This is a genomic window from Acinetobacter sp. (assembly GCF_036666595.1).
Lineage (GTDB): Bacteria > Pseudomonadota > Gammaproteobacteria > Pseudomonadales > Moraxellaceae > Acinetobacter.
On sequence record NZ_JAVWVO010000009.1, the window covers coordinates 1 to 25,732 of the forward strand.

The following is a 25,732-nucleotide window of genomic DNA, read 5'->3' on the forward strand; positions in this document are numbered from 1 at the left end:
TTTTACCACTTGGGCTAAATCCTTGTTTCTCAACAAGTTTTAATCAACATCACCGCCGATGGATGTGCATTCTACAGTATTTCTAATCCCTTGCAACACCTTTTCTCAATAAATATTTCTGCATGTTTATTTTTCAAACTCATAAAAACATAAGTTATTGTTATTTATATAAAATATTTTTTAATAAATTTATCCACTTCCCTAGCTAGCGCCATAAACCACACCATCACACTCGCACAAATTAAACTTAATCTATTGTTTTTATTTATTTAAATAAAAATATCTCAAAATAAATCTTAAATATTTTACTTAAATCGCTGTTTCTTTCTACTTTTTATGGTGAATATCCACCCACAATGCTGTTTTCTCTGTCAATTTCTATCTTAGAACCAAAAACAGCCATGCTATTTCTAGAATGGCTGTTTCCGATCATCACAATATATTTAGAACTTCATACTGATACGAGCCCAATAATTGCGACCCGTATTGTTAAATTGTTCAGTGCCAACTTGACCATCCACACCAACACCCAACTTATTTAAGTGTTCGGTATAGGTTTTATCAAGAACATTATCGATACCGACAGCAAGATCAACATCATTCATCACTCTATAGCTCGCATTCAACGCGAGTGTGCTAAAACCTTTACTCTCGCCAATGTCATAACCCACGATATTACCTTTATTGAGGTTAATACGATCCTGCTTTGCCACTGCACGCCATAATAAGCCTAAAGAATATTTATCTTGTACATATCTTAAATTGAAACGCCCTTCTAAAGGTGCAACCTGAGGCAATGGATCATTATTATCCGTAATTTCTCCCCATGCATACATGGTACTAATATCAGCTTGAATCGCATCGGTAAATTGATAACCCACACCTGCTTCTGCACCTGCAATCACCGCATCAACATTTTTAGCACCCGCGCTAAAAGAAGAACCATGGCTATGACCACCCATTCCTGTGGTTGGGTGATTATGATAACTCAATAAAATAAAGTCATTCACTAAACCTGCATACGCAGAAACCCAAGAGCTAAATGCACCACGTTCGTGTTGATAGCCCATATCCAACTGTAAAGTTTTTTCAGTATCAAGATCGTTAAATGTTGGCTTTGACATGCCTGTATTGCCATGTGCTGTACTAAATAATTCCCAATAATCAGGTACTCGCTCTACATAACCCAAACCAATATAAGATTTGGCATAATGTTCAGGATGCTGATTTTCTAAACGAATAAATGCACTTGGCAAGGTTTCTTTACGTTCATCATTCAGTTTAAGTGCATCAATTTTTACTTGATCAATTCGTGCGCCTGTCACCAATTTATAGGCATCATTCAATTGATATGTTAATTCCCCAAAAGCACCATAAGAATGAAACTTCATATTGGTGGCTAAAGGCATATTCATCATCATGGATTTCATACTGCCAGCATGGTGATTTTGCTGAGAATCAATTCCTGTAATCAGGCTCAATTTATCCCATTCACTGGTCATGGCTAAACGGCTATTTAAAGTACGGCGTGTGACCTGCATTTCTGATGGATTTGCTACCATCTTGTGTGTTGTCATGTCATGAGTCATTGGCGGTGTACGCAAACGGAAATTATCCATCACATGATCGTTATAGCTATAGTTGATCTGCCCTTCAACTTTTTGAATAACATCCGTTAGATTTTTCTTTTCAAATCTTAAGCCTAGGCTTTCACGGGCAAACTGTGAGCCATCCATCGTTCGACCTGCGTATTCAGCCTCTCCATCGGCTTTTCCACCTATCAGTTCAACCCATGTATCGTCATCGGGCGTCCAGCCTAAAGCTAAATCGGTATTCCAACGCTCCCAAGCAGAAGGAACTGTATTACCATCACCATCTTGGTAACGATTTGACTCAGAACGATTGGCATTTAGACGAATATATTTTTTCTCATCACCCACCGCCGCTTCAATATTATGATCAAGACGACCAAATGAGCCGATTAAAACGCTGGCTTGTCCAAGGTAGTTTTTATCTTTCGATAATTGCGGTTTTTGTCGTTCGAAAATAACCGTTGCCGCCGAACCCGTATTGGCATATTTAACCGTTTGAGGGCCCTTAATGACAGAAATACGATCATAACTTTCAGGCTGAATATAAGACGTTGGCGCATCCATACGTGCAGGACAAGCGCCTAAGTTTTCAGTGCCATCAGATAAAATTTTAATGCGTGAACCAAACATACCGCGGAAAGTCACATCGCCATTGGTTCCACCACTTTTGATTGAACTAAAGCCAGGAATACTTTGTAAATAATCTGCGCCATCTGTTGCAGGAACAGGTTGAATAGGCTGTTTTGGATCTGCATGAATAATTAAACCATTGGCATCATTATTCAGCTGAGCAGTGACCACGATTGGTGCTAATTGGGTAGCGTCATGATCTTGCTGTGCAGCGATACTGCTTGAAGAATAACAAGCGATACAAATTGCAGCCGATAAAGGCTGTAAAAAGAATTGAGGTTGAGCCATTTTCTTTCTCTTAAATCATAATAAAACAAGGCTGGAGTCAATGAAGACCCTAGAAAAATAAGTTTTGATTTATGCAAAAAGTGGCGGGGCTCGCCCTTGAGGAATCAGAAAGAGTCGTTGTAATGCAAAATAAACATGCCAAAACGTGTCTTGAAATGCAATTAAGCGGACTTGTATACGATCTAGAACAGCTTTGACCTCCAACTCAGGGGGTAAAACTAAATTGCCATAGACCGTACAATATTGGCATTGATGGCTTGCATCATGATGATTGTGTTCAGCAGGTTGTGAACTGAGTTCATGCTTAGCCTGCATTTCATGATGATGTGTGGAATGCTTTTCAGCATGAGAACTGAGATGTTCAACTGGTTTGAGTAAAAGCGCACGCGAAATGGTTTCACAGACCGGCGCAATTTGATATTGCGTCGGTAGTAAAGGCTGTAAAAAAACAGCAATCTGTAAAAACACGGCTACACAAGACAGTAGCAACGCAGCTCTAAAAAACAATCCATTCCATCCGAATTGGGAACGCGGCCAGTATAACAAAGCCCAATCGAAATTGGGCTCACTTTAAAGATGATTTTTAAGCAAAAAAACTTAACCGCGTTTTACAGCTACTTTGTCTTTTTGGCGCTGACGCGTCAATTTTTCCACTTTTTCACGTGCGCGTTGACGCTTCAGTGGTGACAAATAGTCGACGAACAATTTGCCATTTAAGTGATCCATTTCATGTTGAATGCAAACAGCGAGAAGTTCGTCAGCTTCGATCTCAAATGCTTGACCTTCAAGGTTAATTGCTTCGATCTTTACGCGTGACGGGCGCTCAACTTTGTCGTATATTTGGGGAACTGATAGGCAGCCTTCTTCATAGGGCTGCGTTTCTTCAGTCAATGGGGTAACTTTGGGGTTAATGAATACCAAAGGTTGATCTTTATGTTCAGATAAGTCCATGACAATCAACTGAATATGATGATCAACTTGTGTCGCGGCAAGTCCAATGCCTGGCGCTTCATACATGGTTTCAAACATATCTGCAGCCAGCTGACGAATTTCATCAGTAACTTCTTCGACGGGTTCTGCAATGGTACGAAGACGGGGATCAGGAAAACTTAAAATAGGTAATAAGGCCATACTGCGTCCTCAATTATGCCATTGATCAAAAAACCAAATGAAGGGAATGCTTGATCAAAAAAATGTGTGTAATATCGTTATTATAACGCAACTACATACATAATTTTAGGAATTATGATAATGAAAAAGGTTTTTATGGGCATGCCATCTTTTAGTGCCTTGGGGTTTAAGCAACACATGTTAGCACTTGCGGTTTGCGTAAGTGTTGGCGCAGGCGTCATTTCAACTGCTCAAGCGGCGCCTACACGAAATTACAATCCACCTGCTTTAAAAGCCAATGCACCAAATGTTTATATGGTGAAAAAAGGCGATACCCTGTGGGATATTTCTAAACGTTTTCTAAATAATCCTGTGCGTTGGCCTGAAATTTGGGCCAGCAATAGACACGTCAAAAATCCGCATTGGATTTTCCCAGGTGACCGCTTACTGATGTGTACTCATGAAGGCCGTCCAATTATTGGTAAAGACGAAGGCGATGGCTGTGAAGGGATTATTCGTCGTTATACAGGCGGCACTAAACTTCAACCTCAAGCACGCGTTGAGTCTTTAAACAATGCCATTCCTGTCATTCCACTGGAATACATTAAAAACTGGCTTGAACACAGCACTATTCTTTCAGAGGAATCTTTGGAAGGTACACCGTATATCGTTGGTGCTGCCGATCAGCGTGTGATTGCAGGTAAAGGCCAAACTGTTTATGCACGTGGCCAAGGCATTGAAGTCGGTCAACGCTACGCGATTTACCGTGAAGGCGAACCGTACATTGTGACGGATGCAGAGGGCAACAAACAAAATCTAGGTCTAGAATTGACTCAGGTTGGTTCAGCCATTGCCATTCGTGGTGAAAATGACATGTCCACTTTAGAAATCACAGATTCGTATAATTCTGAAGTACGTCGTGGTTATCGCGTACTGCCTGAATACGACGCCATGCTTCCAACCTTGTTCTACCCAACACATGCACAAGATGTGACTGATGGTGGACAAGTGGTTCGTGTTCAAGGTTCGATTGGTCTAGCTGCGAAGCATTCAGTTGTAACCATTGACCGTGGCACAGTGGATGGGGTTCAATCGGGTTATGTGTTCTCGGTTAGTCAAAAGGGTCAAGAAATTCGTGATCCGAAAACCAATGAAAAACTGACCCTTCCAACAGAGCGTATCGGCAACATCATGGTCTTTAAAACCTTTGACCGTGTCAGCTATGCTTATGTGCTCGACAGCGAACTACCAATGAACTTGGGCGCGAAACTTTCTCCCTCTGTAGTGGATGAATAATCCGTTGCCTTAAGGTGTATATATGCTGAACTCTTTATCACATGAACAGATTGCAACAATCACCCTGTGGTATTTAGTTCAGCATTCTTTATCGAGCTTTCAAAAACTACAGCAGCATTTTGGCACAAGCACAAAAGCTGTTGCTGCCTCCAATCTTCAGATCTGGGCAAATCTCGGCTTACACAAAAGTCATCTACAACGTGTCGTAGAAATTCAAACACCTGCTGGCCAAACCAAATTACAAACTTTACTGCATGACGTCCAAGCCAGTTGTGATTATATTTTGCTTGATAGTGAAAGTTATTATCCCTCGCAGCTGCTGCCCTATTCTGACCGACCACCCATTTTATTTGGTCAGGGCAATCCACAAAGTTTACTCCAACCTCAAGTTGCTATCGTCGGTAGTCGAAAACCCAGTCCGCACGGCAAACAAGTGGCTTATGACTTTGCCTATTACCTCGCCGAAAAAGGCTTTTATATTTGCAGTGGTTTAGCTGAAGGTATTGATGCAGCTGCACATCAGGGTGGCTTAAAACATCAACGTACCATTGCCGTGATGGGCACGGGCTTAGATCTCACCTATCCTTCCCAACATCAAACACTGCGTACGCAAATATTAGAAAATAATGGCTGTATTATTACTGAGTTTTTACCTCAAACCCCGCCTTTAAAACGTAATTTCCCACGGAGAAACCGCATCGTCAGTGCACTGAGTTTAGGGGTTGTGGTTGCAGAAGCAGCACTCGAAAGTGGCTCTATTGGCACAGCCAAGTCTGCTGCTGAACAAGGCAAGACGATTTTTGCGATCCCCGGTCATATTTACAGTGAACACCATCAAGGCTGCCATCAACTGATCCGAGAAGGGGCGATTTTGGTCGATCATCCTGAGCAAATCATTGAAGACTTGGCACTCCCCACTCAATGGCATAGTCAATCCCAGTCGCAAGAAACCACCCCAAGTGCTAGTATTGAGATCCCATCTGATTTACTCGAACTTTATAATCAACTGGATTGGGTGGGACAAAATATGGATCAACTTAATTTCAAACTCAACACCGATATTGCCACACTTACCAGCCAGTTAATGGAACTGGAGATTTTAGGGCTCGCACAACAACAGGCTGGCAATTATCTGCGTTGCCGTTCCAGCCAATAAGGTTCACAATAACCCTTTATGAATCAATAAAAGGTACAAAGTGTAATGATTACCACCTCTGTGACTGAAGCGGCGCAATGTTTAAAACAAGGTCAAGTTTTAGCATATCCAACAGAAGCAGTATGGGGTTTAGGCTGTGATCCGTATAACGAACAGGCTTTTCTAGATATTTTGCAGATCAAGCAACGCCCGATTGAAAAAGGGGTGATTTTACTGGCTGGGCAAATTGCTCAAGTTGAACCACTTTTAGAACATTTAGATCCCCACATCCGTCAGCAGGTGATCGAGAGTTGGAGCGATCGCAGTCCATCAGAACGCGCAACCACGTGGTTGCTACCTGCAAATGAACATATTCCGACATGGATTAAAGGCAATCACCCTAAAGTTGCTGTACGGGTAAGCACACATCCGATTTGTGTGGCGCTTTGCAATGCCTTTCAAGGCTTCATTGTCTCAACCAGTGCCAACCCCGCTGGATTGCCACCTGCCCGTTCACTACAAGATGCCAATCACTACTTTGCCCAACAGGTCGATTATCTGAATGGTGACCTAGGCTTGAGCCAGGAACCGAGTCGCATACTCGATGCCGAAACTGGCGCAGTGGTTCGCGCCTAAAAGCATGCTATTTCTCAGGATTTTTACTGAAAAATAGACAAAAAAAAGCTCAGCCATATAGGGATGGCTGAGCATAAAAAAGGATGTGTAATCACATCCAGAGGGTCTGAAAACTGATGAGCAAACACTTAATACACGTTTTGACATTGGCCTAAGTTTGCAGTGCGCGTATTATGTAGCAAATTGCTTTTCTAAACAAATAGATTTTTTATATTAAAAACAGCGTTAAAACGCTGATTAATGGAGATAATTAAATTATAATTCAAATTATCTACCTATTTTTAATCAGCTTTTGCATACATTAAATACATTCATTATCTAAAATAGCATTAATAAATTAACTTATTAATGAATTATTCTATTAAAAAAATAATTCAAATGATTATTTTTTAACCCAAATCAATCCATCGAGTTTGCTAAAGGTACCGTTTTTAATGCTGTTTTACGCTGTGCCAGTAAAATACCACAGATAATGACCACTCCACCGACCGTATGATAAACCGTCCACGCCTCTTTCAACCAGACATAGGCAATCACTGCGGTAAAGACCGGCATCAAGTTCATGAAAATACTGGTTCGATTCGGCCCTAAATGGGTAATGGCCAACATCCATAGTAAAGGCGCAACCAAAGAAGGGAAAATGCTGGCATACATAACACTTGCTGCATTTTGACTATTGATTGAATCGAGACCGAAATAGGCAATAAAAGGTAAATGGTAAAGCAGTGCAAAAAAGATCTGCACATAGAGGCTCAACATCAAGGGAATTTGCAATTGCCACTTTTTCAAAAACACCCCATAGAAGGCATAGAAGAATACCGCAACCACCATCAGGACATCACCCAAATGCCCACCCGATTGAACTAGGCCTGCAAGATTGCCCTGCCCAATGATATAAACCAAACCTGCAAAAGATAAAATACTCCCGATCATCGCAAAACGATTTGGAATATCTTTTAAGATCAGCAGTGAAACAAAAATGGTGAAGATCGGAATAAAGGCATTAATCAGTCCCATATTGGTCGCAGTCGTATAGTGCGCTGCGGTGTAGGCTAAGCCCTGATACAACACCAGACCAAATGCACTTAGCACTGCCAACTGACCCAAATGCACTCGGATTAATGCCCACTGCCGACATAAAGGTCGCACGACAAAAGGCGTTAAAAGAATGAAGGCAAAGAACCACCGATAAAAACTAATACTGACTGGCGAAATGAAATCAGCTACATAACGCGTGACGACAATATTGATCGACCAAATGAGTACGGCAATGATAGGGAGACTCAAAGCCCAATACATACGTTGTGGTGTGGTACTCATTCTTTTTCCCGTTTAGCTTTTGTTTGCAACAATTTAAATGAATGGTAAAACATTTTTATGATTTATTCGAATATCATTTGGGTATCACACATAATTGATACATTTATCTTAAAATTATAAAATTCATAAAAAACAGAATATTAATGGCACTTAAAACTATACATTTCAATAAATTGATGTCTTTCAGCAGCTTCACTCTACAAAAACACCATAGAACAATGTCAACGATCTCTGCATCGTATTGATGCTGTTCTAGCGAACGTATTTTTTAATTGATTGGTCATTGCTCTTAGACTCTGGCTTGCAAAAACATATTTCCCGATAGAAGGATGTCGTTATGAAAAAGTTACTTTTAACCACAGTTTGTATGGCCACACTCACGTTGGCTGCGTGCGAAAAAAAAGGAACTGAGCCAGCCGTTGAACAAACGACGTCTGCATCTGAAGCGACCTCAACCGAAGCAACCACTATCGTTGCTAATCACAGCAATAACAATATTGCCGATATTCAAGCCGATTTGTTAGCCGTACAAACGCTATCGAATGCCAAAGCTCAAGAAGCCGCCGCGTTTCAAAAAGAAGTGAGTGCAACCTTAGAGAAAAAGGATCCCGCTCAAATTAAAACCATGGTTGAAAAAACAGAAACCTATGTGAAGCAATTTAATGATGAATTGGATGCCTTAACCTTAAAAAGTGCTGAAGTAGATGCTTTACGTGAAAAAATGCAGGATGCCAATGATCTGGGTGTAGAGCTCACCAAAGAAAGTACAGATGCAACGCCAGATAGCGCGAAAATCACCGAACTACAAAACAAAGCCACTGAATTGCAGAAATCGATCATTGCTGACGTAACGGCTTTGGAAGCTAAAGTCAAAGCGGCTCCAGCATCTTAATGACCTCCCCACCCTTTAAAGCAAGCCTTGGCTTGCTTTTTTGTTGCGATCAATCCGTAAATGGGCGTGACTTTGTCGAACGCTTCCAACACAATAAAATGCACATCGTATAAGGACACGCAAATGAGCACTTCGATTTATAACATTCCTGTCAAATCCATTCAGGGCGAAGACATCAACTTAAACCAATACCAAGGTAAAGTTCTCTTGGTGGTGAATGTGGCATCTAAATGTGGCCTCACACCGCAGTACGAAGGTTTAGAAAAACTCTATCAAGACAAAAAATCACAGGGTTTAGAGATTCTAGGTTTTCCTGCCAACAATTTCTTGGCACAAGAACCAGGTTCAGATGCTGAAATTCAAGAATTTTGCTCTTTAAACTATCAAGTGGATTTTCCGCTTTTTTCAAAAATCTCGGTCGCAGGGGATGACAAACATCCGTTATATGAAACGCTCACCCAAGCGGTGCCTGAACGCATCGGTGAAGGCCCTTGGTGGAAAGACTTGGTGGACTATGGTTTAACACCGAATGAACCACCGGAAGTGCTGTGGAACTTTGAGAAATTCTTAATCAATAAAAATGGCGAAGTGGTTGCGCGTTTTGCACCGGACATTACGGCCAATGATCCGCGTATTGTCGATGCTATCAATGCTGAATTGGCCAAATAAGCCTAGAGCTGTTTATAAGCAGTCGAATTTAACGGCTGCTTATATTTTCTTTTTTTTAAATGAGTAATAACATTCAAATCGGCTCAATCTTCATGATTTCTTCTTTATTTTGATGATTTTACAACACTTCATTCACGATCAATCAAATACTTCACTCTATGATGCATCTATCCGCTCAAGACAACCAAAAGTGAAGCTCATGCATACATTTATAAAAGCAGCTATTTTATCTATCTCAACGGCATTGATTGCCCTTCCTGCACTAGCAGCATCACAAGAACAACATCAGCAACATCACGCAGCTCAGTCACACGGACATGCGCAACAGCACCCATCAAATGGACATCAACAGCCAACTCAAGCCACTGTAAAGAAAGCCAAGCGTCCATCTCAAGACTGGAAAGCAGGTCAAAAACTCCCAAGCGCTTACCATAGCAATGCCTATAAAGTAGATCATCAAAAATACAAAAAACTCAGCAAACCCGGTAAAAACCAACAATGGATTAAGGTAAATGGCGACTATGTACTGACAGACATTCGCAATCACTCCATTATTAAAATCATCGCTGGTTAAACTGCTGTAAATGAAGAGTGCTCAGGCACTCTTTTTTTGTTTTAAAAAGTTTTGTTATGACTTTGAAACCCAGCATTTTATCTACACATTTTGCCCTTATATTAAAAAACACATAGCCCAATACTGATTTGATGATGAAAAAACTTTTACAAAACTTGGTTCTTCCTTTTGCACTGTTTAGTTCAGGCATCCTACTCATTGGCTGTGAGCAAGCAACAGAGCCGAATCAGCAAGACATCCAGACTGAGACCTCTGAGCAACACCAATCAGCGAATACACAAAGCCCTGAAAAAGCTGAACTGAAAAGTGGCAACATGCTCTATATCGTGCGTGATGTGGCAGATATGCAATTAAAAGCAGGTGAATACGTCACTCAGCTGCAAGAAACCCAAAGTGACTTGCAGGCCGCAATTGAACAGCATGATCAACAACAGTTGCAACACGCAGCAACAGCTTTGCAACAACAGCTCACAGGTTTCAATAATGCCTTGAATGGTCTGAATCTTAAAACTCAAGAAATCAATGATATCCGTGAAAAACTACTGTCTGCCAACCAACAAGTTTTAGATTCACCTTTTTTAAATGGACAGGTGGATTTTAGCCAAGTCGACTTTAAAAAGATGCAACAGCAAATGGGCACGATCCAATCTGAAATGTTGAAATTGGCTTCAATGATGATTCCTCAGCAAGCTGAGAATGATAGTTCAAACACAAACCAATCTTAAAACATGTAAATATTGGTGCTTTCAGCGATAAAGTGGGAGAAAATGACTGCAACCGTTTTCTCCCACTTTGATTGAGGCTCGATCTCACACATGCAGCTGATTATTTTTATGGGCATCCAAGCTTCGGGAAAATCGAGCTATTATCTGCTGAATTTGGCACATAGCCATTTGCGCATCAACCTCGACATGCTGAAAACACGGCATCGTGAAAAAATCATTTTTGAAGCAGGACTGGCCTCAAAAACCAAAATGGTGATTGACAATACCAACCCTACACTAGCCGATCGGGCACGTTATATTGCCAATGCACAGGCCGCAGGCTTTGAAATTGTTGGCTATTTCTTTGAGACTGAGCTCAAAGGTGCACTGGAACGCAACCACTTACGTGAAGGTAAAGCCTGCATTCCTGAAGTCGGGATCAGAGCCACCGCTCAAAAATTTGAACCACCACACTATGCTGAAGGCTTTGATGCACTGTATAAAGTTCGTATTCTCGGGCAAGGTGAATTTTCAATTTTACCCATACAGATTTGAAGCTTTAATGAAAAAACATTAACTATTTCTCATTTTTAGGCTACCATGTACAAATAAGAAACACACAAAAACATTTTTATAATGAAAAAAGTCATTCTTGTGATCGCCTGTTTAGCAATCATCGTCTTTGGCGGGATGCACTTTTTAATGCCTGAAAAAACCACGCCACACTTAACACAGTTTTTTTCTAAAGAGCATAAAGAGGTTCAACGTATTCAGGACTGGCTCAAATACAAACAACAGCAGCAATTACTTTTGGTGGATGTTGTCAGCCCTGTCAGTCCCAAACAACAAGGCGCTTATGCTGAATACATCAAACAAAAAATTGAGCTCAACCAACAAAATATTCAGCGCCTGCAACTCAGCCGCTATCAAACCAAAGCGTTTAAAGAGCTACAACAGCTCGAAATTCATGCGCTAGAGCAATGGAATACCTTATTCCAAACGCATATTGTAGATGCCTTCGTTGAACAACAACATTTCACTGAAATTCCAGCCGAAGAATACCAACAATTTGATGCTGAAGCGCGCTATGCCTTACAAAAACAAGAAATTTTAGTTCTCGAACACTTACAACAATTACTGCAACACAACAGCCCATATCTGTCCGATATCGATCATAGCCTGCTCAGTGATTGGCTTTATTACCAACTGATGCAACATGAAATTCATCCAGTTATCTCTGAATGGTTGGAAGTCGAAACAGATATGCCTGATCGAAGCCGTCAAGATGCGATGCAAGACTTAAGGCTTTATAAGCGGTTTAACCCGAATACTGATGAATATAAGTACATCATGTCACTCGAAACACAGCTCTGGCATGCCGAACACCCATCTTCAAATTTGCTTGTACAACTGTCTAATACCATGTCAAATTCGGATATCGAAATCGATCCAGAGATTGTGATTCCTGAAGATGAGCCTCAGGTTGAACAAATCAAAAAGTTGATCGAGATGCAGCAAGATACCGTTAGCCGCATGATGTTCAGCCAATTGCGTCAGAGCTTTTTGAAATAAATTTAAAACAATGCTTTGAGCTCATACCTCATCAAAACAAAGACTGTTCCTGAGTTTTGCTCTGTGCTAACCATTCTTTAAAAGCCTTTTGCATGGCGTGACGCTCATATGGCTTGGCTAAACGTGCTTCCATCATTGAAAAATCACCCTTATAAGCTGCTTCAATCAGGGCTTTGGTCAGCTCCTGAATACTCGCGCGACCCCGATGTTCATATTGTAATATTTCTTCTGAAGTCAGTACCAAATCCCAACACGACACCACTGAACTCATATCGACTGCAATACTCAGATAATAATGCTCAAAATCTTGGTAAAGTTCCCAAAAGTGGGATTCATGCGCAATCAGGTTCATCTTCATCTTCGCTTACAGAGAAGCTTTCAAAATATAACTTCTGTTGAATAAAAGATATGCAACTTTAGATAGCTATGTCCTTGCTTAACGAAATATATCAAGCATAGGAGCATTGATTCAGATGAATTTTAAAAATTGTGTATTCAAAATATTCTACAAGCCAACGTACAGTTAAAAGACGAAGCACTATCATGCAAAACAAAGATTGCATGTATGCAGCAGACCAATCCAGTCCATTTGAACAATGACAACTAAGAAACCAACAAACTCATCATGAAATAAGCAATTGACGCATTTTGATCAACAGACATAAAAAAAGCCACCTTTCGGTGGCTTTTTTTAATCTCAAACCGTCTCTTATTGAGCGCGATTTTTGATTTTGCGGATGGTTTCCAACTGAGCAGCAGTTTCTGCAAGAGCAGCCAAAGCAGCAGCCGAGTCCAAGTCGCTCTTTTGATTTGCAAGCAATTGTTCAGCGTGTTTACGCGCTTCAAGAATTGCTGCTTCATCTAAGTTTTCTGCACGGACTGCAGTATCTGCAAGAACCGTAACAACATGCGGTTGAACTTCTAGAACACCACCAGATACATAGATTAACTCTTCTGTACCGTTTTCAAGCAGAACACGGATTGTACCCGGCTTGAGTAAAGTTACTAGTGGCGCGTGACCAGGCATAATACCTAACTCACCACCAGCACCTTTAGCAATTAGCATCGTTACAGTGCCAGAGTACAAAGACTCTTGAACACTTACAACATCACACTGCATAGTCGACATGAGAATCTCCTAAATTAGGTAACTAATTAAAGTTTCTCAGCTTTAGCAATTACTTCGTCAATACCACCAACCATATAGAACGCTTGTTCTGGAATGTGGTCATATTCACCAGCTAAAAGACCTTTAAAGCCACGAATCGTTTCTTTAAGCGGTACAAGTTTACCAGGAGCACCAGTAAACACTTCAGCTACGTGGAACGGTTGAGAGAAGAAACGTTGAATTTTACGCGCGCGGTAAACAGTCAACTTATCTTCTTCAGCCAATTCGTCCATACCCAAAATTGCGATGATGTCTTTAAGCTCTTTATAACGTTGCAAAATATTCTGTACAGAACGTGCAATTTCATAATGCTCAGCACCAACAACTAAAGGATCTAGCTGACGTGAAGTTGAGTCAAGTGGATCGATCGCTGGGTAAATACCAGAAGATGCGATATCACGACTCAATACAACAGTTGCGTCTAAGTGAGCAAACGTTGTCGCAGGCGATGGATCTGTTAAGTCATCGGCAGGTACATAAACCGCTTGGATCGAAGTGATCGAACCAGACTTAGTTGATGTAATACGCTCTTGAAGAAGACCCATTTCCTCTGCAAGTGTAGGCTGATAACCTACTGCAGATGGCATACGACCTAGAAGTGCAGACACTTCGGTACCAGCCAATGTGTAACGGTAAATGTTGTCAACGAACAACAATACGTCACGGCCTTTACCGTTTTCGTCTTTCTCATCACGGAAATATTCAGCCATAGTAAGACCAGTCAACGCTACGCGTAAACGGTTACCCGGTGGCTCATTCATCTGACCGTAGACCATTGCTACTTTGTCTAGAACGTTAGAATCTTTCATTTCGTGATAGAAGTCATTACCTTCACGAGTACGCTCACCAACACCAGCAAACACAGATAAACCTGAGTGAGCTTTCGCGATGTTGTTGATCAATTCCATCATGTTTACAGTTTTACCAACACCGGCACCACCGAACAGACCAACTTTACCACCTTTAGCAAACGGGCAAAGTAAGTCAATGACTTTAATACCAGTTTCTAAAAGATCAGTAGAAGCAGCTTGTTCTGCATATGAAGGTGGTTGACGGTGAATCGGCAAACGCGCTTCAGTTGCAACTGGACCAGCTTCGTCGATAGGGCGTCCTAAAACGTCCATGATACGACCCAAAGTCGCTGTACCCACTGGTACAGAAATTGGTGCTTCAGTATTCGTAACTGTTAAACCGCGCTTAAGACCTTCAGTAGATCCCATTGCGATGGTACGAACTACGCCATCACCAAGCTGTTGCTGAACTTCTAATGTAGTTTCAGTACCAACAACTTGTAGAGCGTCATAGATCTTAGGAACGCTATTACGTTCAAACTCGACGTCGATAACCGCGCCGATGATCTGAATGATACGACCGCTATTCATTGCTGTCTCCTCAATTCAAAATAATGTTAAACGGCAGCGGCACCACCAACGATCTCAGAAATTTCCTGAGTAATCGCGGCTTGACGCAGCTTGTTATAAATAAGTTGTAGGCTCTTGATCAAATCACCTGCGTTGTCCGTTGCAGCTTTCATTGCAACCATACGAGCTGACTGCTCACACGCGATGTTTTCGATCACGCCTTGATATACCACAGACTCGATATAACGAACCAATAAGCCATTTAAAAGCTGTTCAGCTTCAGGCTCATAGATATAATCCCAACCGTATTGACGGTTAAGGGTCTTGTCTTCTTCAGCAGCAGCCAAAGGAACAAGTTGTTCGATCTTTTGATTTTGAGTCATGGCATTGACAAAGCCGTTTGACACAAGATAAATACGATCTAACTCGCCTTTATCAAATGCGTCTAACATCACCTGTACAGAACCAGATAACTGTTCAAGGCTTGGTGTATCACCGACATTTGTCGTAGCACCCAGCACTTTACCGCCGTAGTTTTTAAAAAACGAAACCGCTTTTTGACCAATTAAAGCAAATTGAACTTCAATTGACTGCTCTTGTTGCTGTTGTACGTGTTTAACCACTTTTTTGAACAAGTTAATGTTCAAACCACCAGCAAGGCCACGATCTGAAGACACAATGATATAGCCAACGCGCTTCACAGGGCGTTCAACCATATAACGGTGTTTGTATTCAGGATTCGCTTGAACCAAGTGAGCAATTACACGGTGCATATTTTCGGCATACGGACGGCCTTGAGCCATGCGCTCTTGCGCACGACGCATCTTAGAAGCTGCTACCATCTGCATCGCGCGAGTAATTTTCTGCGTGCTTTTGATACTAGCTACTTTGGCGCGAATTTCTTTTAAATTTGCCATACGCTTAACCTAGTATTCGAAGGCCCTTTCGAGCCCTCGAAGGTTGATCCGTGAACCAAACCAAAACTAAATCCAACTGAAGTTGAAATTAGTAAGTTTGAGTCGCTTTAAAGCTTTCAATACCTGCTTTGATTGCAGCTTCGATGTCTTTGTTGTAATCACCAGTTTCATCGATGTTTTGCATTAACGCAGCATTTTCTGAACGGAAGTAAGAGATTAACGCAGCATCAAAGTCTACGATTTTCTTCACTTCAACGTCAGCCATGTAGCCTTCGTTAGATGCATAAATTGAAACAGCTTGGTCAGCAATTGAATATGGAGCATATTGTTTTTGCTTCATTAATTCAGTTACACGTTGACCATGTTCAAGTTGCTTACGAGTTGCTTCATCAAGGTCAGAAGCGAACTGAGCAAACGCTGCCAATTCACGGTATTGCGCCAAAGCAGTACGGATACCACCAGACAATTTTTTGATGATCTTAGTCTGCGCTGAACCACCAACACGAGATACAGAGATACCCGCGTTCACAGCAGGACGAATACCTGCGTTGAATAATGATGTTTCAAGGAAGATCTGACCGTCAGTGATCGAAATTACGTTCGTTGGTACGAATGCAGATACGTCACCCGCTTGAGTTTCAATGATTGGTAATGCAGTTAATGAACCAGTTTGGCCTTTAACTTCACCATTCGTGAATTTCTCAACATAGTCAGCAGAAACGCGCGAAGCACGCTCAAGAAGACGAGAGTGAAGATAGAATACGTCACCTGGATACGCTTCACGACCTGGTGGACGACGTAATAACAATGAAATTTGACGGTAAGCAACAGCTTGCTTAGACAAATCATCATAAATGATTAGTGCATCTTCACCGCGGTCACGGAAGTATTCACCCATTGTACAGCCAGAGTATGGAGCCAAGTACAACATTGCTGCTGGATCGGCTGCAGCTGCTGCTACAACAGTGGTATACGCCATAGCGCCAGTTTCTTCTAGCTTGCGCACAACGTTAGCAATAGTCGATTGTTTTTGACCAATAGCTACGTATACACATTTAATGCCAGAGTTTTTCTGCGCGATGATCGCATCGATCGCCATCGCTGTTTTACCAGTTTGACGGTCACCAATGATCAACTCACGCTGACCACGGCCTACAGGGATCATTGTATCTACTGATTTATAACCAGTTTGTACAGGTTGATCCACTGATTGACGCCAAATTACGCCTGGTGCTACTTTTTCAACAGCATCAGTTAATTTTGCATCAATTGGGCCTTTACCATCAATTGGGTTACCCAAAGCATCTACTACACGGCCTAAAAGTTCTGGACCAACCGGAACTTCTAATACACGACCTGTGCAACGCGCTTTTTGACCTTCTTGAAGGCTTAAGTAGTTACCTAAAACAACGACGCCCACTGAATCCTGTTCTAGGTTCAGTGCCATACCGTATAAGCCGCCGTCGAATTCGATCATTTCACCGTACATTGCATCAGCAAGGCCGTGAATACGCACAATACCGTCGGAAACCATAACAATGGTCCCTTCGTTCTTAGCGGTCGCGCTGGTGTCCAGATCGCCGATACGCTGTTTAATGAGCGCACTGATCTCGGATGGATTCAGTTGTTGCATTGCGCTATACCTCAATCTTTTTAAAGTTCAGTCTTCATATGCAATTAAGCAAGAAGACGAGTCCGCATTTTTTCTAGCTTGTTAAGCGCAGAATCATCTATCACTTGGTCGCCTGCACGAATAACAACACCAGCAATAAGCTCTGGTTTAACTTCTACAGAAACATTTACTGCAGCTTCGAATTTTTTCTCTAAAGCATGTGCAAGTAATTGTTCTTGTACAGAAGTCAATGGGAATGCAGATTCAATCACTACATCCACAGTATTGTTATTCTGTGATTTGAGCTGCTCGTATTCAGCAGAAATTTCAGGAAGAAGCACCAAACGGTTGTTTTCAGCAAGCAATGTCAAAAAGTTTGACACTGCTGCAGTTTGGTCTTCGCCTAATACTTTTGCAAAAAGACTTACCTGCTCAGCAGGAGTAAGCTCAGGGCGAGTTAAGAAAGCTGAAAATGCTTCGTCTTGCACCGCAGCACTGAGCAAGTTCAATGCAGATGACCAAGAGTCAGTTGCATTTTGCTCAGAAGCGTAAGCAAATGCTGCTTTAGCGTACGGGCGTGCCAACGTCAAGAGTTCAGCCATAATCCGCCTCTCTTAAAGTTTAGCAGCCAGCTGAGTCAGCATGGCATTGTGAGCTTCAGCATCAACTTTTTGGCTAAGAATTTTCTCAGCACCTGTTACTGCAAGATCAGCAACTTGTTGACGTAATTCTTCACGAGCAGAATTGATTTCTGTATCAACAGCTTCTTTTGCTTGTTGACGAATACGCTCACCTTCAGCTGACGCTTGAGTACGAGCTTCTTCTACCAATTGTGCACCGCGACGGTTCGCTTGTTCGATCAATTGAGCCGCTTGCGCTTTCGCTGCATCTAATTCAGCTTTCACTTGAGCTTGCGCATCCGCAAGATCAGCTTTTGCTTTTTCAGCAGCGTTTAAGCCATCAGCGATTTTACGCTGACGCTCACTAATCGCATTGATTAGTGGTGGCCATACAAATTTCATGCAGAATGCGACAAACATCGCAAACGCAATCGCTTGGCCAATCAATGTGAGGTTAATATTCATTGCTATTCCTCAATAGTTTAATTTAGGAATTAAGCTGATTAACCTACAAATGGATTAGCAAAGATGAAGAACAAGCCAATACCAACACCGATCATAGGCACAGCATCTAATAGACCTGCGATTAAGAACATACGAGTTTGAAGTTGTGGAGCCAATTCTGGTTGACGAGCAACAGCTTCAAGGAAGCGACCGCCTAAAAGACCAAAACCAATCGCAGTACCTAAAGCACCAAAAGCGATCAAGATAGCAGATGCAATTGCAACTAGACCTAAAGTGAGTTCCATGATAATTCCTCAGAGGTTAGGTTTATACCAAATTAAATTAAAAAATTATGCGCCCAACCATCCAGTGATAGTTGAGCATTACCATTAATGCTTTTCGCTTGCCATGCTCAAGTATACGATAGTCAGCATCATAAAGATGAATGCTTGTAGCGTGATAACAAGAATGTGGAAGATCGCCCAAGGCACAGACAACGCCCATTGGATCCAGAACGGTAATAATGCGATAAGGATGAAGATTAACTCACCTGCATACATGTTACCGAAAAGTCGCAGAGCCAATGAAACTGGACGTGCAAGGAATGTTACTAATTCAAGAATTAAGTTCACTGGAATCAATAACGCTTTTGCAACTGGGTTACTTGGGTTAAATGGGTTAAGTGCTAATTCGCCAACGAAACCACTAATCCCTTTTTCACGAATACTGTAGAACAAGATCAATACAAATACAGATAAAGACATACCAAGGGTAATGTTTGGATCTGTAGAAGGTACAACCTTGAAGTAAACGTGATGAGGATCCATACCAAATACACTTGCACCAATCAATTGAGCTGTATACGGGATAAAGTCAACTGGGATTAAATCCATTGCATTCATGAGGAAAATCCACACGAAAATAGTCAATGCAAGTGGCGCAATTAAGCGTGATTTGCCATGGAAAGTGTCGCGAACACTTGAGTCCACAAACTCAATGATCATTTCAATTGCAGACTGGAACTTGGTTGGAACACCAGAGTTTGCAGCTTTCGCTACGCACCAGAATAACAAACAGAAAATCACACCAAGAGTGATAGACCAACCCATTGAATCCAAGTGAATAGCAGTGAACCCCATCTGTTGAGCTTCATCAGCAGTTTCAGCCAACTTCCATGAACCGTCTGGCATTTTGCCATACGTCATATTCGTCAAGTGATGCTTGATATACTCGGTCGAAGTAAGGGCATGTTCTTCAGCAGCCATAAATCACACCTGGTCAATGTCAAATACAAATAGAGAGAACGAACATCGCGTGCTGCTTGACATCTCGTTCACCTCCTAAAAAACTTTTCAATTTTTTGTAGTGCTTATTAAACTCGTTTTTGTTGACGCGACACCCAAAATGGAGCAACCCACGTCATGGTTTGAACGAGCATAAAACCACAAAACAATGCCACCGCTGACAACGGTTTGACATTGCTTAAAATTAAAATGAAACCAACAATCACAATTGCAAACTTACCCATCATGCCGTTATACATGTTCGCAAGAACTTGTTTAGAGGCGCGAGCTCCTGCTGCTCGAAACGATTGCCACGAAAAATAGCAAGTCGCAAGCCAACACACGAGTGCACCTAATGCTGCACTCAGGGCTGCAGTTGAATCTTTCAAGACCCAACCGATCAAGGCTGAAACAGGAATCATACATGCTTGCAAGAGGACTAAAGCTTTCGCTAATCGTCGGTCAATCATGCGACTAGTTCGGCTCATTATTTATTCACTCACAACAATCATGCTTGACAAGTTTAGCTGATGATTATTTTTAATCGCAGGCATTATAGGGTTACACCCCTGAACATGCAATCTTTTCCCGACCTAAGTCGAGTTTTTTTCTATGTTTAAATTGCTTTTAAACTAATCAATTATTGTTTAATTTTTGCGTCACTTTCGGGTGTTTAGCACACATTTATGCACATGATCGGCCAATTGCTTCCACGCGCTGACAAAATCCCCTGCCCCTGTCATGCTTTCATCAACCGCTTGGAAAACCAATGGGTTCAACTTTTGATATTGTGCTTGACTGGCATGCACTTCGGCCAAAAGGCACATCTTTGAATAAGGGCGGCTGTCATTTAAGTATTTGATTTGCGCAACCGTAGGCGCAATATGTGGGTCATCTGTCAAAGCGCCTGCAAAGCGTAAGTTTAAAGGTCGCTCCAGGTATTGATAGGCATCATGAAAAGACCAATATGGGCGAGCTTGGGTACTTTGACTATATATAGCTGAGGCTTGCAACATTTTCTGAGCAAAGATTTTGGCATTGTTCCAGTAGCGCTCCTTATACTCAGGCATCTGCTGTGAACGCAGGCCTGCAATAAAGAAACCGATGCGTACCGCATTGTTTGGGTCAAGCCAAACATGGGTATCGATGGTATTTTTTAAGGCATCACCACGGGTATTTCGTAGTGGTAAGGCATTAATAATGCCTGAATCTAAAATAGAAACTGCTTTATCATTGGGGGTCAGGAGTTTATCCAACGGTGCTTCATGTGCTCGCCCCAACCAAACAACCAAACCTGCATCCTGAATGATTTTACGATGCATTGGGGTCAAACTCACATCATGTCCAGATTGATCTGCCAACAATAAGGTTGGTTTTTCAATGCCTTTCGTCACTTCCTGTGCAATCAAGTAAATCGGCTGTGTAGAAACAACCAAGTCTTGCGTCCAAGCAACACTACTAAACAGCGCAAACGCAAAAAAAGCCAAGAAACGGGACATGGGGAGCAATCACTAGAAATACAATTAGTGTTATAATATAACAAATCGACAAAAATACCTATGCCTAATCGAAACTCTCTGCGCTTCATGTTAAGATTTAATGTCGTTTTTCTTTTATAAATTTTGCACTTGAGGTTTGTTATGAGCGCTTGTTCTCACGAACACCACCATGCTTTACATGATGTGCATGGTCATCACAACGTTGAGACGCGTTTGGCTGAAGCAGAAGTCTTGTGCGCAACAACTGGTGCGCGCCTAACCCCCTTAAGAAAAGAAGTCTTGGCACTGATCCTGAATGCGACAGGCCCGATGGGTGCCTATGATTTGTTGGCTAAAATTAAAAGCAATGCCGACCGCCCTGCTGCCCCACCGACGGTGTACCGCACCTTAGACTTTTTATTAGAAAAAGGCCTCATTCACCGACTCACCTCGATTAATGCCTATATTCCGTGTTGCCATCCCCGTGAAGGCCATCAAGCAGCCTTTCTCATTTGCACTGATTGCAAATCAGTGACAGAGGCCTCTGCCCAAGGATTATTACAACAACTCGATGCACTTTCCGCAGCCGATGGCTTTACGGCACAACATAGCATTATCGAAATTTCAGGAATTTGTCAGCAGTGTCGCCACAAATAAGCCTCGATCCTGTTCTGGTCGAACTCTCCCAAATTAGTGTTCATATCGATGAACGCGACATTTTAAAGCATGTCGATTTTGTCTTACACGAACGGGAAATTGTGACCCTAATTGGTCCGAATGGTGCGGGGAAATCCACGCTCATTAAAGTGCTGTTGGGTATTGTGCATCCTAATGCTGGCGACATTAAAACAACAAAGCCACTCAAGTTTTCTTATGTACCCCAAAAATTTAATCCCTCACATAGCCTACCGCTGAGGGTGAAAGACCTTTTGGCTTTGGAAAAATGCGATCCTGTAATCAAGCAAGAAATTATCCACGATACTGGGATCAGCAAACTTGAAAACTCCAAAGTACAGCAGCTTTCAGGTGGGGAACGACAACGCGTTTTACTGGCACGTGCGCTGTTACGCCAACCCGATATTTTGGTTCTCGATGAACCCATGCAAGGCTTAGACATTCAGTCTGAAGCTGAGCTGTACGACTATGTACGCAGCTTACCCGCCAAATACGGCTGTGCTGTACTCATGGTTTCACATGACTTGCAGTGGGTCATGCAAGGGACTCATCGTGTAGTGTGTTTGAATAAACACATTTGTTGTAGCGGCCTACCTGAAAACGTGCAGCAGCACCCCGAGTATCAAGCCATTTTTGGTACCAACCGCGTGTTCTATCAACATCATCATGATCACTGCGCACATGGTGATAGTGCAACGCCTTGTCAGCATGACGCGCGTCCACACATTCACCCCGAACCGGAAGCTTAAGTCATGATGGAATGGTTACAACTGCTGTTGCCTGCATGGATTATGGGCACGCTGCTGGTCTTTTTAACTGCGCCACTGGGCTGTTTGATGCTATGGCGCCGCATGTCATTCTTTGCCGACACCATGGCACATGGCACGTTACTGGGTGTCGCGATTGCAGGAGCAATGGCGTTGCCCCTGTGGATGGGTGTGGCTTTTATTGCGGGGTTGTTGGTGGCAATCCTCTGGGTGTTGCATGATCCACGTTTACCAAATGATGCATTACTCGCACTCTGTTCTGCGACCTTGCTCTGCTCGGGTCTGATGTTTATTCAACACATTCCAAGTTTAAGACCTGAGTTACTCAGCTATTTATTTGGTGATTTACTCACGATCACATGGGCAGACCTACCCATTTTTGTTACTGTTATTGTTGTTGCATTGGCAGTGCTTTATAAAAGTTGGCAGGCTCAAATTCAAATCGCGATCGATCCTGATATGGCCGTTAGTGAAGGTGTCAGTGCGAAATGGCAACGCTTGATTTTTATGTTACTACTGGCTTTATTTACCATTTTAGCGCTTCGTGCAGTGGGTTCTTTACTGATGGGTGCCTTGCTTGTTATTCCAGCACTCACCGCTCGACTGCTTGCCCACTCTCCAAAGCAAATGGTGATTTGGGCCTTTGTGATTGCGCAAATTGGGGTGACGGTTGGTTTATGGTCCAGTGCAGGGCTAAATACTTCTACGGGACTCAGCATTGTTTTAACCATGTCGATTTTGTTTGCATTGATTTTTATCGCGCAGAAGTTTAAAAAACTGACATAACTAAATGAGCCATAAACGTTATTTTATCAGCGCATGCCTACTCGGACAAAAAGTTCGTTATGACGGCAAAGACTCCTTAGTCTCTCAGTTAGTTGAAGCCTTGCTCGATAAAAATTATGTCAGCTTATGCCCTGAAGTCAGTGCAGGACTTCCAACCCCGCGTCCCGCAGCAGAAATTCTCCACGGGTCAGGTGCTGATGTTTTATTAGGCCACGCACAGGTTTTTTCCTCAGATGGTCATCAGCTTAGCGATGTCTTTATTCAAGGTGCTTACAAAGCTTTAGCATTGGCACACGCCAATCACGTCACCCATGCTGTGCTCAAAGCCAATAGCCCATCTTGTGGCAGCGATGGCATCTATGATGGCTCATTTACTGGGCAAAAAATTGCAGGGGAAGGAATCACTGCCGCCCTATTTCGTCAACACGGTATACATGTGGTTACCGAACAACAGTTTTTAGCAGAATTGACGCAGACCAAACTTATTGATGAACCAAACTAAGCAATCCCGCTGCACAACTAAATAACACGGCAAAAGTACGATTTAGATATTTTTGCTGTCGCGGTGATTTTAAGAGTTTTAAAACTTTCGCTGCCAACCCCGTATATCCCGCCATCACAATTAAATCAATCGTGACCATCGTGACGGCCATCACCGCATATTGACTCCACTGCGGTTTAGACAAATCCAAAAATTGCGGTAAAACTGCCAATAAAAATACGATTGCTTTGGGATTACTCATATTGATCAAAAATCCATACATCACCAATTTAGAGCGCGATTTAGTCGGTTGTTCTTGTTGAATTTCAATCGATTGAATGGGTGCCATCCATTGTAAATAAGCCAAATACAATAAATAAGCCACACCAAACCACTTCACGGCCCAAAATGCCCAAGGCGTTGTGGCAAAAAGCACCCCTACCCCAGCCGCCACAATACCGATTTGTACCAACAAGGCGAGTTGTAAACCCAGCGCATTCCAATAGCCATGCCTAAAACCGTAGTTAAGGCCACTCGACATTGACGCAATGGCCCCTGCCCCTGGAGAAATACTAATGATCCAACATGCGAGTACAAAGCCAAGCCAAATTTGAAATGACATAGTGGTATTGAGAAAAAAATGACCTTTAGATTATATGATCTTTCATGCTTTTAGGGTTTATTATTCATCAATGAATTTATCACTTAAGGCTATGAAGCTGAAACTGCATAAGGCACAATAAGTGCAGCCAATAGAAATAACAATTTTTTTAGGAGCCATGAATGACCGCCCAATCTGTAATTCTGCCATTACCTTCAGATCATGCCCGTTTTATTGTTTTACGTTTAAAAGATTTAAGTATTGAAGAACTTAAAGAAAAATTAGAAGATTTATTTTCCACCCGTGATCGTCTTATTACCCAACATCCAAATGCGCAAATTAAAACGGCTGTTGCTTTTGGCCCTGAACTTTGGGCACAACTTCATCCTACAGCGCCTGCAGGGTTTAAACAGCTAGAGCCCATTTATGGCTCTTTCAATATGCCTGTTTCATCTGCGGATGTTTTAATTCATATTGCAGCTCAGCGTACCGATATTTGTTTTGCCCTTAGTCAATCGTTCTTTGAAGGCATCCAAGATAAAGTTGATGTTTTAGATGAACGGGTCTGTTTCCGCAATTTTGATGGTCGAGATTTGACTGGTTTTATTGATGGTACTGAAAACCCACAGTTTCCCGATGATCGTGCTGCAACGACCTTATTAAGTGAAGATGCAGGAATATTCGCAGATGGTTCTTTTATTTTTGCACAGCGCTATTGCCATGATTTGGAAAAGTGGAAAAAGCTAAAGGTTGATGCTCAAGAGCAAGTCTTTGGCCGAACAAAACTTGAAAGCATTGAACTAGATGATGACGTTAAACCTGAAAATTCTCACGTTGCACGTGTCGTGGTTGAAGATGATGAAGGCGAGGAAATGGAAATCCTACGTCACTCTCTTCCTTATGGCGATGGTAAAGGTGAGCAAGGTTTATTTTTTATTGCCTATACGAAAGATTTAAGCATTATTGATGCGATGTTACTGCGTATGTTCGGCACCAGTGGTGATGGAATTCATGACCGTATGCTTCATTTTGTGACTCCTGTGGATGGTGCTTATTATTTTGCGCCGAGTGAGGAGTTGCTGGAAGAAGTGTTGGAAGGGTGAGTTTAAATTAGGAGTAAC

30 protein-coding genes are annotated in these 25,732 nt (G+C 42.1%); 14 read left to right on the forward strand and 16 right to left on the reverse strand.

Features of this window, described 5'->3' with window-relative positions; all coding sequences use genetic code 11:
• Positions 1–443 precede the first annotated feature (443 nt).
• The 3 genes from RR876_RS11945 to def form a co-directional block, all read right to left on the reverse strand.
• On the reverse strand, positions 444–2,510 hold the full coding sequence (locus RR876_RS11945) for a TonB-dependent copper receptor (RefSeq protein ID WP_332477764.1): 2,067 nt from the start codon (positions 2,508–2,510) through the stop codon (positions 444–446).
• A 69-nt stretch (positions 2,511–2,579) separates the two neighbouring features.
• On the reverse strand, positions 2,580–3,017 hold the full coding sequence (locus RR876_RS11950) for a DUF2946 family protein (RefSeq protein WP_332477763.1): 438 nt from the start codon (positions 3,015–3,017) through the stop codon (positions 2,580–2,582).
• Between the two features lie 90 nt (positions 3,018–3,107).
• On the reverse strand, positions 3,108–3,641 hold the full coding sequence (def, locus tag RR876_RS11955; protein WP_332477762.1) for a peptide deformylase: 534 nt from the start codon (positions 3,639–3,641) through the stop codon (positions 3,108–3,110).
• A 120-nt stretch (positions 3,642–3,761) separates the two neighbouring features.
• Here def and RR876_RS11960 point away from each other — a divergent pair, with 120 nt between their 5' ends.
• The 3 genes from RR876_RS11960 to RR876_RS11970 are packed head-to-tail and all read left to right on the forward strand — an operon-like array spanning position 3,762 to position 6,687.
• The gene (locus tag RR876_RS11960; RefSeq protein ID WP_332477761.1) at positions 3,762–4,916 is read left to right on the forward strand and encodes a LysM peptidoglycan-binding domain-containing protein; all 1,155 of its coding nucleotides are present in this window, start codon (positions 3,762–3,764) and stop codon (positions 4,914–4,916) included.
• A gap of 22 nt (positions 4,917–4,938) precedes the next feature.
• Positions 4,939–6,072: a DNA-processing protein DprA gene (gene dprA / locus RR876_RS11965; RefSeq protein ID WP_332477760.1), complete on the forward strand. Its 1,134-nt coding sequence runs from the start codon at positions 4,939–4,941 to the stop codon at positions 6,070–6,072.
• 45 nt (positions 6,073–6,117) lie between these two features.
• On the forward strand, positions 6,118–6,687 hold the full coding sequence (locus tag RR876_RS11970; RefSeq protein WP_332477759.1) for a Sua5/YciO/YrdC/YwlC family protein: 570 nt from the start codon (positions 6,118–6,120) through the stop codon (positions 6,685–6,687).
• A gap of 399 nt (positions 6,688–7,086) precedes the next feature.
• Here RR876_RS11970 and RR876_RS11975 read toward each other — a convergent pair whose 3' ends face one another.
• Positions 7,087–8,007, reverse strand: a complete 921-nt coding sequence (locus RR876_RS11975; RefSeq protein ID WP_332477758.1) for a DMT family transporter — start codon at positions 8,005–8,007, stop codon at positions 7,087–7,089.
• 337 nt (positions 8,008–8,344) lie between these two features.
• Here RR876_RS11975 and RR876_RS11980 point away from each other — a divergent pair, with 337 nt between their 5' ends.
• The 6 genes from RR876_RS11980 to RR876_RS12005 all read left to right on the forward strand — a co-directional run bounded on the left by RR876_RS11980 (position 8,345) and on the right by RR876_RS12005 (position 12,418).
• A complete protein-coding gene (locus RR876_RS11980) occupies positions 8,345–8,899 on the forward strand; it encodes a hypothetical protein (RefSeq protein ID WP_332477757.1) in 555 nt (184 codons plus the stop codon).
• Positions 8,900–9,022: 123 nt separating this feature from the next.
• Entirely contained in the window at positions 9,023–9,568 is a 546-nt protein-coding gene (locus RR876_RS11985; protein ID WP_004984048.1) for a glutathione peroxidase, read from the forward strand.
• Positions 9,569–9,767: 199 nt separating this feature from the next.
• Positions 9,768–10,142: an RcnB family protein gene (locus tag RR876_RS11990; protein ID WP_332477756.1), complete on the forward strand. Its 375-nt coding sequence runs from the start codon at positions 9,768–9,770 to the stop codon at positions 10,140–10,142.
• A 134-nt stretch (positions 10,143–10,276) separates the two neighbouring features.
• Complete coding sequence (locus RR876_RS11995) at positions 10,277–10,867, forward strand: hypothetical protein (protein WP_332477755.1); 591 nt, start codon at positions 10,277–10,279, stop codon at positions 10,865–10,867.
• A gap of 90 nt (positions 10,868–10,957) precedes the next feature.
• Positions 10,958–11,401 carry an AAA family ATPase gene (locus RR876_RS12000; protein ID WP_010325655.1) on the forward strand — a complete coding sequence of 148 codons (444 nt, stop codon included), beginning with the start codon at positions 10,958–10,960 and terminating at the stop codon, positions 11,399–11,401.
• Positions 11,402–11,482: 81 nt separating this feature from the next.
• The gene (locus tag RR876_RS12005; RefSeq protein WP_332477754.1) at positions 11,483–12,418 is read left to right on the forward strand and encodes a hypothetical protein; all 936 of its coding nucleotides are present in this window, start codon (positions 11,483–11,485) and stop codon (positions 12,416–12,418) included.
• Positions 12,419–12,449: 31 nt separating this feature from the next.
• Here RR876_RS12005 and RR876_RS12010 read toward each other — a convergent pair whose 3' ends face one another.
• From RR876_RS12010 to RR876_RS12060, 11 genes are all read right to left on the reverse strand, one after another.
• Positions 12,450–12,770, reverse strand: a complete 321-nt coding sequence (locus tag RR876_RS12010; RefSeq protein ID WP_332477753.1) for a hypothetical protein — start codon at positions 12,768–12,770, stop codon at positions 12,450–12,452.
• Positions 12,771–13,127: 357 nt separating this feature from the next.
• Entirely contained in the window at positions 13,128–13,547 is a 420-nt protein-coding gene (locus RR876_RS12015) for a F0F1 ATP synthase subunit epsilon (RefSeq protein ID WP_058868679.1), read from the reverse strand.
• A gap of 26 nt (positions 13,548–13,573) precedes the next feature.
• Positions 13,574–14,968 (reverse strand): F0F1 ATP synthase subunit beta, encoded by a 1,395-nt coding sequence (gene atpD, locus RR876_RS12020; protein ID WP_332481882.1) that lies wholly within the window; start codon positions 14,966–14,968, stop codon positions 13,574–13,576.
• A gap of 26 nt (positions 14,969–14,994) precedes the next feature.
• Complete coding sequence (gene atpG / locus RR876_RS12025) at positions 14,995–15,864, reverse strand: F0F1 ATP synthase subunit gamma (RefSeq protein WP_201707056.1); 870 nt, start codon at positions 15,862–15,864, stop codon at positions 14,995–14,997.
• A gap of 88 nt (positions 15,865–15,952) precedes the next feature.
• Positions 15,953–17,497 carry a F0F1 ATP synthase subunit alpha gene (gene atpA / locus RR876_RS12030; protein WP_004684423.1) on the reverse strand — a complete coding sequence of 515 codons (1,545 nt, stop codon included), beginning with the start codon at positions 17,495–17,497 and terminating at the stop codon, positions 15,953–15,955.
• Between the two features lie 44 nt (positions 17,498–17,541).
• A complete protein-coding gene (locus tag RR876_RS12035; RefSeq protein WP_004684422.1) occupies positions 17,542–18,078 on the reverse strand; it encodes a F0F1 ATP synthase subunit delta in 537 nt (178 codons plus the stop codon).
• A gap of 12 nt (positions 18,079–18,090) precedes the next feature.
• Complete coding sequence (locus RR876_RS12040) at positions 18,091–18,561, reverse strand: F0F1 ATP synthase subunit B (protein ID WP_004684420.1); 471 nt, start codon at positions 18,559–18,561, stop codon at positions 18,091–18,093.
• Between the two features lie 38 nt (positions 18,562–18,599).
• Entirely contained in the window at positions 18,600–18,845 is a 246-nt protein-coding gene (atpE, locus tag RR876_RS12045) for a F0F1 ATP synthase subunit C (protein WP_000424060.1), read from the reverse strand.
• Between the two features lie 84 nt (positions 18,846–18,929).
• Positions 18,930–19,805, reverse strand: coding sequence for a F0F1 ATP synthase subunit A (atpB, locus tag RR876_RS12050; protein WP_332477751.1), 876 nt, complete (start codon positions 19,803–19,805; stop codon positions 18,930–18,932).
• Between the two features lie 107 nt (positions 19,806–19,912).
• The gene (locus RR876_RS12055) at positions 19,913–20,311 is read right to left on the reverse strand and encodes an ATP synthase subunit I (RefSeq protein WP_332477750.1); all 399 of its coding nucleotides are present in this window, start codon (positions 20,309–20,311) and stop codon (positions 19,913–19,915) included.
• A gap of 171 nt (positions 20,312–20,482) precedes the next feature.
• Positions 20,483–21,322 carry a zinc ABC transporter substrate-binding protein gene (locus RR876_RS12060; RefSeq protein ID WP_332477749.1) on the reverse strand — a complete coding sequence of 280 codons (840 nt, stop codon included), beginning with the start codon at positions 21,320–21,322 and terminating at the stop codon, positions 20,483–20,485.
• A gap of 141 nt (positions 21,323–21,463) precedes the next feature.
• On the opposite strand from RR876_RS12060, the gene RR876_RS12065 reads away from it, so the two are divergent.
• The 4 genes from RR876_RS12065 to RR876_RS12080 are packed head-to-tail and all read left to right on the forward strand — an operon-like array spanning position 21,464 to position 24,031.
• The gene (locus tag RR876_RS12065) at positions 21,464–21,958 is read left to right on the forward strand and encodes a transcriptional repressor (RefSeq protein WP_004984035.1); all 495 of its coding nucleotides are present in this window, start codon (positions 21,464–21,466) and stop codon (positions 21,956–21,958) included.
• On the forward strand, positions 21,943–22,725 hold the full coding sequence (znuC, locus tag RR876_RS12070; RefSeq protein WP_332477748.1) for a zinc ABC transporter ATP-binding protein ZnuC: 783 nt from the start codon (positions 21,943–21,945) through the stop codon (positions 22,723–22,725). Before RR876_RS12065 ends, znuC begins: the two co-directional genes overlap by 16 nt.
• A gap of 3 nt (positions 22,726–22,728) precedes the next feature.
• Positions 22,729–23,529, forward strand: coding sequence for a zinc ABC transporter permease subunit ZnuB (gene znuB, locus RR876_RS12075; RefSeq protein ID WP_332477747.1), 801 nt, complete (start codon positions 22,729–22,731; stop codon positions 23,527–23,529).
• Positions 23,530–23,533: 4 nt separating this feature from the next.
• On the forward strand, positions 23,534–24,031 hold the full coding sequence (locus RR876_RS12080; RefSeq protein ID WP_332477746.1) for a DUF523 domain-containing protein: 498 nt from the start codon (positions 23,534–23,536) through the stop codon (positions 24,029–24,031).
• Here RR876_RS12080 and RR876_RS12085 read toward each other — a convergent pair.
• Positions 24,012–24,632 carry a LysE family transporter gene (locus RR876_RS12085; RefSeq protein ID WP_183175634.1) on the reverse strand — a complete coding sequence of 207 codons (621 nt, stop codon included), beginning with the start codon at positions 24,630–24,632 and terminating at the stop codon, positions 24,012–24,014. The genes RR876_RS12080 and RR876_RS12085 overlap by 20 nt on opposite strands.
• Positions 24,633–24,793: 161 nt before the next feature.
• On the opposite strand from RR876_RS12085, the gene RR876_RS12090 reads away from it, so the two are divergent.
• Positions 24,794–25,714: a Dyp-type peroxidase gene (locus RR876_RS12090; protein WP_332481883.1), complete on the forward strand. Its 921-nt coding sequence runs from the start codon at positions 24,794–24,796 to the stop codon at positions 25,712–25,714.
• The last annotated feature ends 18 nt before the right edge of the window (positions 25,715–25,732 follow it).